We start from the raw sequence: 9,428 nt of genomic DNA on the forward strand, positions 1-9,428 counted from the left end.
CGCGCCGCCGACGCGGTTGCGGCCGTGCGCGGCGGTTATTCCGGCAGCTTCGCGGCGCCGCCGGCGCATACCAATGTGCGGCTCTATGGCGACGACAATCCGCTCGACGCCCCGGGCTTCGAGACCAAGGTCAAGCTGCTCGCCGAGATCGACGCTTACCTGCGCGACAAGGATCCGCGGGTGCGGCAGGTCAGCGTCAGCCTGGGCGCGACCTGGCAGGTGGTCGAGATCCTGCGGCCCGACGGCGAGAGCTATCGCGACATCCGCCCGCTCGTGCGCGTCAACGTCTCCGTCGTCGCCGGCCAGGGCGACCGGCAGGAGAGCGGCAGCAAGGGTTATGGCGGCCGCGCCGGCTATGCCGAATTCATCGAGAGCAAGAACTGGCGCGATGCTGCCGACGGCGCATTGCGCGAGGCCTTGGTCAATCTGGAATCGATTCCCGCCCCCGCCGGCGAGATGGACGTCGTGCTGGGCGCCGGCTGGCCCGGCGTGATGCTGCATGAGGCGGTCGGCCATGGCCTCGAGGGCGACTTCAACCGCAAGAAGACGTCGGCATTTGCCGGCCTGATGGGCCAGCAGGTCGCAGCCAAGGGCGTCACCGTGGTCGACGACGGCACCATTGCCTCGCGCCGCGGCTCGCTGTCGATCGACGACGAGGGCACGCCGACCAATCGCACCGTGCTGATCGAGGACGGCGTCCTGGTCGGCTACATGCAGGATCGCCAGAACGCGCGCCTGATGAACATGAAGCCGACCGGCAACGGCCGCCGCCAGGGCTATGCCCATGTGCCGATGCCGCGCATGACCAACACCTACATGCTCGCGGGCGACCGCGATCCGGCCGAGATCCTCGCCTCGGTGAAGAACGGCGTCTTCGCCGCGAATTTCGGCGGGGGCCAAGTCGACATCACCTCGGGCAAATACGTGTTCCAGTGCACCGAGGCCTACAAGATCGAGAACGGCAAGCTGGGCGCGCCGCTGAAGGGCGCCATGCTGATCGGCAACGGGCCGACCGACCTGCATCGCATCCGCATGATCGGCAACGACCTTGCGCTCGATACCGGCATCGGCACCTGCGGTAAGAACGGCCAGGGCGTGCCTGTCGGCGTCGGCCAGCCGTCGCTGCTGATGGAACGCATCACGGTGGGTGGAACGGGCGCATGAGCGTGGAAGAAAAGGTCACTGTCACCCCCAAGCGGAAGAGCAGCGGCTGGGGCGGGCAGCTCGCCCAGCTCGCCGGCATCGTCGCCGCCGTCTTCATCGCCAAGGGCGCGCTCGCCGAGCCGTTCTACGTGCCGTCGGGCTCGATGGAGCCCACGCTGCTGATCGGCGATGCGCTGCTCGCCTCGAAATTTCCCTATGGCTACGGCACCTCGTCGCTGCCGATTCAGATCAGCCTGCCCGAGAGTGGCCGCGTGTTCGCGGAGACTCCCAAGCAGGGCGACGTCGTGGTGTTTCGCTGGCCCGGCGATCGTTCGCAGGCCTGGGTCAAGCGCGTCGTGGGTCTGCCCGGCGATCGCATCCAGATGCGACAGGGCCAGCTCTTCATCAACGACCGCCCCGCCGAGCTCAAGCCGGACGGCGTCGGTGCGGCCGAGGACGACAATGGCGGCAGCGAGCCCGCCTACCGTTATGTCGAGAAGCTGCCGAACGGCGTCTCACATTTCATCTTCAAGATGCGCGACAACGGGCCGCTCGACAATACACAGGAAGTGACGGTGCCGGCCGGCCATCTCTTCGTGCTCGGCGACAACCGCGACAATTCCTCCGACAGCCGCGTGCCGCTGCGGTCCGGCGGCGTCGGCCTGTTGCCGATCGACAATCTGATCGGCCGTGCGGATGCGGTGCTCGGCTCCTGGGATCTCGGCATGCGCGGCCAGCCGGTGTGGACCTGGCTGTCCGGATTCAGGCTGGCACGGTTCTTCACCGCGGTGCATTAAATCACCTCACTGCACGACGATGAACCGTGACGAATTCCTCGCGCTCGCGCTGAGAAATCCCGTCAACGTCGCGATCATCGATGAACTGCATCGCCTCGGGCTGCCGGATGCATGGCTGGTTTCCGGATGCCTGGTGCAGACCGTGTGGAACGTGCTCACGCGCCGCGCGATCGATCACGGCATCGCCGATTACGACGTGTTCTATTTCGATTCCGACACTTCGTGGGATGCGGAGGACGCGGTGATCCGCAGGCTGCACGCGCGGCTCGCGCATCTCGGCGTCAGGGTCGAGATCCGAAACCAGGCGCGTGTGCATCTATGGTATCCCGCCAAGCACAGCCTGCCCTATCCGCCGCTGAGAAGCTCGCGCGAAGGCATCGATCGCTTCCTGACGCAGAACACGCAGGTCGGCGTCCGGCGCACGCACGATGGCTACGAAGTCTATGCGCCGCGCGGGTTTGACGATGTCGCAAGGCTGATCGCGCGGCCGAATCCGGGTCCGAATTTTTCCGCGGCGAGTTACGCGATAAAGACCGCGCGCTGGAAAGCGCTGTGGCCGGAGCTCACCGTGATCGCCACAGAGTGAGATCTTAGGGTGGGCAAAGCGTAGCGTGCCCACGCGTCTGTCGTCATATCGCAAAGATGGTGGGCACGGCGCTTCGCGCCTTTGCCCACCTACGGCACCTGGATTCGGGGCACGAGACCGAACAACTACCGCACCACGCCCGACGTGAATCCCGCCTTGCGGCGCGGCGGCTTGATTTCCTTTTTCAGGAAGCAGCGCGCCTCGCGCCCGGTGTAGCCGGGGCGGGCGTAGGTGAAGGCGCGGCATTTGTTGTCGGCGGTGCACGCAGCCTTGCAGGCCTCGACGCCGTCCCCCTCCTTCAATTCGAGATTGCGCAGATCACCGCCGGGACGATCGATCGACGTCTCCACGCCCTCGACCCGGGGCTCGATCACGCCGGCGCCGCGCACACCGGAGATGCAGCAACTGCCCGGCACGCGCGTCGGCACGGTGTTCTTCAGCCAGCACACCGCCGAGCCGCCTTCGACGTCGGGATAGCTGAAGCTCCAGGAGCGGCAGCGGCGATCACGCTCGCACAGCAGCGCGCAATCCTCGGGATCGCCTGAGGCGACCGGTGTGCTGAAATAGTCGCCGCCGGGCCGATCGAACGCAGTCTGGGCGCGCACCGGCACGCTCGCGCATGCGAGCGAAAGCAGCGTGACACATGCCGCGACGCTGGCCATGACGGCCCCGGACAGGCGGCCCTTCCACATCGGAACAGCTTTCGAGTAATTGACGACGCTCAGGTTTTTTCAGCCGGTCATTTGATCGCCGCAAACCTGTATGGGCGATGAACGGCTGATCGGCAGCTTGCCGGTCTAGAACGCGTATTCGGTGTAGGCCGGTTCCACCGAGCCCTTCCAGGGACCGTTGAACTTGTCCAACATTTCCTCGGCCGGCGTCCGGCCGGCATCGATGATGCGGTCGAGCGGCTCCAGATGCCGCGTTTCGTCGCGGCCGAGCTGGTCGATCCGGCCGCGCCGGCGCAGGCCCGCATGGGCCAGAACGAGGCATTCCTTGGCGATCTCGAACAGATACCGGTTCTTGATCCGCGCCTTGAAGCCGAAGCGCGTCACGTCGTCGCGCAGGGCCTGACGCTCGGGCGCGCTCCAGTGCTTGACGATCTCCCAGGCCGCATCGAGCGCGACATCGTCGTAGAGAAGCCCGACCCAGAACGCCGGCAGCGCCGGCAGCCGGCCCCACGGGCCGCCGTCGGAGCCGCGCATCTCGAGATAGCGCTTGAGGCGCACTTCCGGGAAAATCGTCGAGAGATGGTTGGCCCAATCCGACAGCGTCGGACGCTCGCCGGGAAGGTTGTTGTTGCGGCCGTCGAAGAAGGCGCGGAACGAGGAACCCGAGACGTCGATGTAATCCTCGTCGCGCTTGACGAAATACATGGGAACGTCGAGCGCGTAGTCGACATAGCGCTCAAAGCCCATGCCGTCCTCGAACGCCCACGGCATCATGCCCGCGCGCGCATTGTCGGTGTCGCGCCAGATCTCGGAACGGAAGGAGAGGAAGCCGTTCGGCTTGCCTTCGGTGAACGGCGAATTGGCGAACAGCGCGGTCGCGACCGGCTGCAGCGCGAGCGAGACGCGCAGCTTCTTGACCATGTCCGCTTCGGAGGAGAAGTCGAGATTGGTCTGCACCGTGCAGGTCCGATACATCATGTCGAGGCCGTACTGGCCGACCTTCGGCATGTAATTGGTCATGATCTTGTAGCGGCCTTTGGGCATCACCGGGATGTCGGCGCGCGACCAGGACGGCGTCATGCCAAGGCCGAGGAAGCCGATGCCGAGCGGGGTCGCGATCTCGCGCACCTGCGCCAGATGCGCCATCAACTCGCTCTGGGTCTGATGCACATTCTCGACCGGCGCGCCTGACAGTTCGAACTGTCCGCCGGGCTCGAGCGAGATCGCACCGCCGCCCGTGACGTCATAGAGGCCGATGATGTTGCCCTTCTCCATGATCGGCTCCCAGCCGAGCAGGAGCTTCATGCCCTCGAGCAACGCACCGATGCCGCGCGCGCCTTCATAGGGCACGGGACGGTGGCCTTCGAGCGTGAACGGCGTCTTCTCGTGCTCGGTGCCCAGGCGCCACTCGGACGGCGGCTTGCAGCCCGCCTCGAACCACGCGACGAGCTCTTCGCGCGATTGCAGCGGCGTCATGTCGATCTGGTCTCGCGCCATATCAAACTCTAATCAAAAGGGCGCTTCGACCGAACGCGCGCGGGTGACGGGGATCGTCCGCGAACCACCGGGGGCGCGGACGTGCTGGTTTGCCGCGCGATCATCGCGACGGCGTGCTTTCGTTGACGTTGGCGACGGGCGGCAGTTTCATCTCGCCGCACGAGCAGCCCAGGCGGTCGAGCAGACCGCTGAGCTTGACGGCATCGGCATCGGACAGTTTCGAACCGACATATTTCTCGATCGCAGCCGAATAGGCGCTCCACATCCGCTTCTGCAACTCGCGGCCGGCTTCCGTGATCTCGACGAACTGGCCGCGCTTGTCGATCTTGCATTCGCGCCGCGAGGCGAGGCCCTCGTCGACCAGGCGGTCGATCAGGCGCGAAGTGGAATATTGCGGAATCAGCATCTGCCGTTCGAGCTCGACCGGCCGCAGCTCGCCCGAGGGCGCCCGCGACAATTCGAGCAGCGCGTCATACCAGGCCAGCGGGGGGAAACCGGCCTTCTTCAGGTCCTGCTCGACGCAATCGAGCACGCGGCTCTGCACCCGCATCAGGCGGATCCAGGCGGAAGTCGCCTCGGTCGATGGTTTGCGTTTCATGGTCCCGCTCAAGCTCGTCGTTCCGTCTCTTACCTCATTTGATGCAGCTGCATCAATCTTGACTATTCCAAGCAAATGCATGTAATCGCTGTTTTCGGCCGAACCAAGCTTCAAGAGAAGGAAATTCCATGAAACTGTATTATTCGCCCGGTGCCTGCTCGCTGTCCCCCCACATCGCGCTCCTGGAAGCCGGCCTGCCCTATGAGCTGGTCAAGGTCGATCTCCGGGCCAAGAAGCTCGAAAACGGTGAGGATTATCTGAAGCTGAACCCCAAGGGCCAGGTCCCTGCGCTGGGCCTCGACAGCGGTGAGATCGTGACCGAAGGCCCGGTGATTGTCCAGATGATCGCCGATCAGGCGTCGGCTAAGGCGCTGGCGCCCGCCCACGGCAGTTCCGAGCGCTACAAGCTGCTGGAGTGGCTGAACTTCCTCACATCCGAGGTGCATAAGAGCTTTGGGCCGATGTTCGCGCCGGCCCTGAACGACGAGGCGAAGGCCTTCTTCAGGGATCGCGTCCTGGGCAAGCTGAAATATATCGACGGGCAGCTCGCCGGCCGCGACTACCTCATGGGCAAGCAGTTCACGGTCGCCGACGGCTATCTCTTCACGATGCTCACCTGGGGCGAGCGTATGAAGTTCGACCTCTCTGCGATGCCGAACCTTGCCGCCTACAAGGCCCGCGTCGCGGCCCGGCCGCAGGTGCAGGAAGCGCTGAAGAAGGAAGGGCTGGCCCAGGCGAAGTGATTATTCTTCGTCGTCGTCCCGGGGCGCCGCGACGCGGCGAACCCGGAACCTCGTAGTTGTTGCACGACCGGGCGAAGCCGATCGAGATTCCGGATCAGTCCGCGTTGCGACTGTCCGGAATGACGAGTTGCGTCAGGCCGCCGCCTTCTTCGGCGCGAAGCGGCCGTAGAAGGTTTCGCCCTTTGCCGCCATCTCCTCCAGCAGCTTCGGCGGCGTGAAGCGCGAGCCGTACTTCGCCTCCAGCTTGTGGCAGAGCTCGACGAAGTTCTTCGTGCCCATGAAGTCGATGTAGGACAGCGTGCCGCCGGTGAACGGCGCGAAGCCGAAGCCGAGGATGGAGCCGACATCCGCCTCGCGCGGATCGGTGATGACGTGGTCCTCGACCGTGCGCGCGGCTTCCACCGCCTGCACCACCAGGAAGCGTTGCTTCAGCTCCTCGACGTCGAGCGTATCAGGATCGAGCTGCTTCGGCTGCAGGGCCGACAGACCCGGCCACAGGCTCTTCTGGCCCTTGCCCTTCTCGGGATAGTCGTAGAAGCCCTTGCTGTTCTTGCGGCCGAGGCGGCCCTGCTTCTCGACCATCTCCACCATCAGCTTCTTCTGATCGGGATTGATCGCGTTGGGGCCGAGGTCGGCTTCCGTCGCCTTCATGATCTTGAGGCCGAGGTCGAGCGCGACTTCATCCGAGAGCGAGAGCGGGCCGACCGGCATGCCGGCCATCTTGGCGCAATTCTCGATCATCGCCGGCGGGATGCCTTCGAGGAACATCTCGTTGCCCTCGGCAACGTACCGGCCGACGCAGCGATTGGCGAAGAAGCCGCGAGAGTCGTTGACGACGATCGGCGTCTTGCCGATCTGCCGGACGTAGTCGAGCGCGGTCGCGAGCGCGACATCGCCGGTGTTCTTGCCCTTGATGATCTCGACCAGCATCATCTTCTCGACCGGCGAGAAGAAGTGAATGCCGACGAACTTGCCCTGGTCCTTGAAGCCCTCGGCCAGCGAGGTGATCGGCAGCGTCGAGGTGTTCGACGCGAAGATCACGTCCGGCTTCAGATATTGCTGCGCCTTGGCAAAGGTCTCAGCCTTGACCTTGCGGTCCTCGAACACGGCCTCGATGACGAGATCGACGTCCTTCAGCGCGGCGTAGTCCGCTGTCGGCGTGATGCGCGCGAGCAGCGCTTCGGCATCCGCGGGCTTGGCGCGGCCCTTCTTGATCTGATCCTCGATTACCTTCTGCGCATGCGCCTTGCCCTTGTCGGCGCTTTCCTGGTCGCGGTCGATCAGCACGACCTCGAGGCCGGCGCGGGCCGAGACGTAGCCGACGCTCGCGCCCATGAAGCCGGCGCCGATCACTGCGATCTTCTTCGCTTTGGTCGGCGGCACGTCCTTCGGGCGGCGCGCGCCCTTGTTGAGCTCCTGCATCGACAAGAACAGGCTGCGGATCATCGCAGCCGCTTCCTTCGAGCGCAGCACCGAGGTGAAGTAGCGTGACTCCACGCGAAGCGCGGCGTCGATCGGCAGCTGCAGGCCCTCATAGACGCAGCTCATGATCGCGCGCGCGGCCGGGTAATTGTCGTAGGTCTCGCGGCGATAGATCGCATTGCCGGCGGGGAACATCATCATGCCGGCCTTGGAGAACACCGGGCCGCCGGGCAGCTTGAAGCCCTTCTCGTCCCAAGGCGCGACCGCCTTGCCGCCGCCCTTGATCCAGTCCTTCGCGGCCTTGATCAGATCGGCGGCCGGCACGACGGCATGAATCAGGTTCAGCGCCTTGGCCTTGTCCACCGTAACAGGGTCGCCCTTGAGCAGGATCGTCATGGCGTCCTGCGGCGGCACCAGGCGCGGCACGCGCTGCGTGCCGCCGGCACCGGGGAACAGGCCGACCTTGACCTCGGGCAGGCCGAGGCGGGTCTTGGGATTCTCCGCGGCGACACGATAGTGGCAGCACAGCGTGATCTCGAAACCGCCGCCGAGCGCGAGGCCGTTGATCGCGGCCGCCCACGGCTTGCCTGATGTTTCGATCGAGCGCAGCACCAGCGAGAAGCGGCGGCTCTGGTCGAACAGCATCTGGTTCGCCGCGGTCTCGCCCTGCTCCTTGAACACTTTCGCATAGGCCTGGTTCATGCCTTCGAGCATCGACAGGTCTGCGCCGGCGCAGAAGGCTTCCTTCGCCGAGGTGATGACGACACCCTTTACCGCGGCATCCGCCGTGGTCGCCTTGACGATCGCGTCGAGCTCGCTGGTCGAGGTCTCGTCGAGCACGTTCATCGAACGGCCCGGGATGTCCCAGGTAACGAGCGCGATGCCGTCTGCGTCGGTCTCAACCCTGAAGTTCTTGTACGACATGTTGGTTGCTCCTCGGTGCCGCAGCCGATCTCAGGCGCGGCGGTTGATAGGGTCTCTTAGGGTGGGCAAAGGCGGCCCTTGCGCCGTGCCCACCATCATTCGCGAAGGCAGCAGTGGTGGGCACGCTTCGCTTTGCCCACCCAACGGCGCTCGTTACACCCGCTCGATGATGGTCGCGGTGCCCATGCCGCCGCCGATGCACAGCGTGACGAGAGCGGTGGACTTGTTGGTGCGCTCGAGCTCGTCGAGCACGGTGCCGAGGATCATCGCACCGGTGGCGCCAAGCGGATGGCCGAGCGCGATCGCGCCGCCATTGACGTTGATCTTGGCGTTGTCGATATCGAAGGCCTGGATGTAGCGCAGCACGACCGAGGCGAAGGCCTCGTTGAGCTCGAACAGGTCGATGTCCGACTTCTTCATGCCCGAGCGCGCGAACAGCTTCTCGGTGACGTCGACCGGACCGGTCAGCATCATCGCCGGCTCGGAGCCGACATTGGCAAACGCACGGATCTTTGCGCGCGGCTTCAAGCCGTACTTCGCAGCCGCCTCCTTGCTGCCGAGCAGCACGGCGCCGGCGCCATCGACGATGCCCGACGAATTGCCGGCATGGTGCACGTAGTTGACGCGCTCGATCTCCGGGTGCGACTGCAGCGCGACACCGTCAAAGCCGCCCATCTGCGCCATCATCGTGAACGAGGGCTGCAGCTGCGCCAGCGACTGCATCGTCGTCGAGGGACGCATGTGCTCGTCCTTGGCGAGGATGGTGAGGCCGTTGATGTCCTTCACCGGCACGATCGACTTGTCGAAGCGGCCTTCCTCCCAGGACTTCGCCGCACGCTGCTGGCTCTGCACCGCGTAGGCGTCGACGTCATCGCGCGAAAAACCGTATTTGGTGGCGATCAGATCGGCCGACACGCCCTGCGGCATGAAATAGGCCGGCACCGCCATCGAGGGGTCCATCGGCCAGGCACCGCCGGAGGCGCCGATGCCGACGCGGCTCATGGATTCGGCGCCGCCGCCGATCACCAGTTCGTGCTGGCCGCTCAT

9 protein-coding genes are annotated in these 9,428 nt (G+C 65.2%); 4 read left to right on the top strand and 5 right to left on the bottom strand.

Features of this window, described 5'->3' with window-relative positions; all coding sequences use genetic code 11:
• The 3 genes from MOV75_RS16335 to MOV75_RS16345 all read left to right on the top strand — a co-directional run.
• On the top strand, window positions 1-1,164 hold a 1,164-nt coding region (locus tag MOV75_RS16335; protein WP_247006191.1), incomplete at its 5' end, for a metallopeptidase TldD-related protein.
• On the top strand, window positions 1,161-1,940 hold the full coding sequence (gene lepB / locus MOV75_RS16340; RefSeq protein WP_246923931.1) for a signal peptidase I: 780 nt from the start codon (window positions 1,161-1,163) through the stop codon (window positions 1,938-1,940). The genes MOV75_RS16335 and lepB, both read left to right, overlap by 4 nt.
• A gap of 19 nt (window positions 1,941-1,959) precedes the next feature.
• Window positions 1,960-2,526, top strand: a complete 567-nt coding sequence (locus MOV75_RS16345) for a nucleotidyltransferase family protein (RefSeq protein ID WP_246923934.1) — start codon at window positions 1,960-1,962, stop codon at window positions 2,524-2,526.
• 125 nt (window positions 2,527-2,651) lie between these two features.
• On the opposite strand, the gene MOV75_RS16350 is transcribed toward MOV75_RS16345, so the two are convergent.
• From MOV75_RS16350 to MOV75_RS16360, 3 genes are all read right to left on the bottom strand, one after another.
• Window positions 2,652-3,218 carry a PAN domain-containing protein gene (locus tag MOV75_RS16350; protein ID WP_246923937.1) on the bottom strand — a complete coding sequence of 189 codons (567 nt, stop codon included), beginning with the start codon at window positions 3,216-3,218 and terminating at the stop codon, window positions 2,652-2,654.
• 105 nt (window positions 3,219-3,323) lie between these two features.
• Window positions 3,324-4,694, bottom strand: a complete 1,371-nt coding sequence (locus MOV75_RS16355; RefSeq protein WP_246923940.1) for a glutamate--cysteine ligase — start codon at window positions 4,692-4,694, stop codon at window positions 3,324-3,326.
• A gap of 100 nt (window positions 4,695-4,794) precedes the next feature.
• A complete protein-coding gene (locus MOV75_RS16360) occupies window positions 4,795-5,292 on the bottom strand; it encodes a MarR family winged helix-turn-helix transcriptional regulator (RefSeq protein ID WP_246923942.1) in 498 nt (165 codons plus the stop codon).
• Between the two features lie 128 nt (window positions 5,293-5,420).
• Between MOV75_RS16360 and gstA the strand changes: the two genes are divergently transcribed.
• Window positions 5,421-6,035 carry a glutathione transferase GstA gene (gene gstA, locus MOV75_RS16365; RefSeq protein ID WP_246923944.1) on the top strand — a complete coding sequence of 205 codons (615 nt, stop codon included), beginning with the start codon at window positions 5,421-5,423 and terminating at the stop codon, window positions 6,033-6,035.
• Window positions 6,036-6,167: 132 nt separating this feature from the next.
• On the opposite strand, the gene MOV75_RS16370 is transcribed toward gstA, so the two are convergent.
• Together MOV75_RS16370 and MOV75_RS16375 are read right to left on the bottom strand one after the other, a co-directional pair.
• Window positions 6,168-8,381, bottom strand: a complete 2,214-nt coding sequence (locus MOV75_RS16370) for an FAD-dependent oxidoreductase (protein WP_246923946.1) — start codon at window positions 8,379-8,381, stop codon at window positions 6,168-6,170.
• A 153-nt stretch (window positions 8,382-8,534) separates the two neighbouring features.
• Window positions 8,535-9,428 (bottom strand): acetyl-CoA C-acetyltransferase (locus tag MOV75_RS16375; protein ID WP_247006193.1); only part of this gene is annotated, 894 nt, incomplete at its 5' end.

It is taken from the genome of Bradyrhizobium sp. PRIMUS42, from assembly GCF_023006515.1.
In the GTDB taxonomy this organism is placed as follows: Bacteria; Pseudomonadota; Alphaproteobacteria; order Rhizobiales; family Xanthobacteraceae; genus Bradyrhizobium.

Excerpts from the sequence above, each read along its gene's own strand:
- MOV75_RS16355 (WP_246923940.1), bottom strand. The coding sequence starts at position 4,694 with ATGGCGCGAGACCAGATCGACATGACGCCGCTGCAATCGCGCGAAGAG.
- gstA (WP_246923944.1), top strand. The coding sequence starts at position 5,421 with ATGAAACTGTATTATTCGCCCGGTGCCTGCTCGCTGTCCCCCCACATC.
- MOV75_RS16370 (WP_246923946.1), bottom strand. The coding sequence starts at position 8,381 with ATGTCGTACAAGAACTTCAGGGTTGAGACCGACGCAGACGGCATCGCG.
- MOV75_RS16350 (WP_246923937.1), bottom strand. The coding sequence starts at position 3,218 with ATGTGGAAGGGCCGCCTGTCCGGGGCCGTCATGGCCAGCGTCGCGGCA.
- lepB (WP_246923931.1), top strand. The coding sequence starts at position 1,161 with ATGAGCGTGGAAGAAAAGGTCACTGTCACCCCCAAGCGGAAGAGCAGC.
- MOV75_RS16360 (WP_246923942.1), bottom strand. The coding sequence starts at position 5,292 with ATGAAACGCAAACCATCGACCGAGGCGACTTCCGCCTGGATCCGCCTG.
- MOV75_RS16345 (WP_246923934.1), top strand. The coding sequence starts at position 1,960 with ATGAACCGTGACGAATTCCTCGCGCTCGCGCTGAGAAATCCCGTCAAC.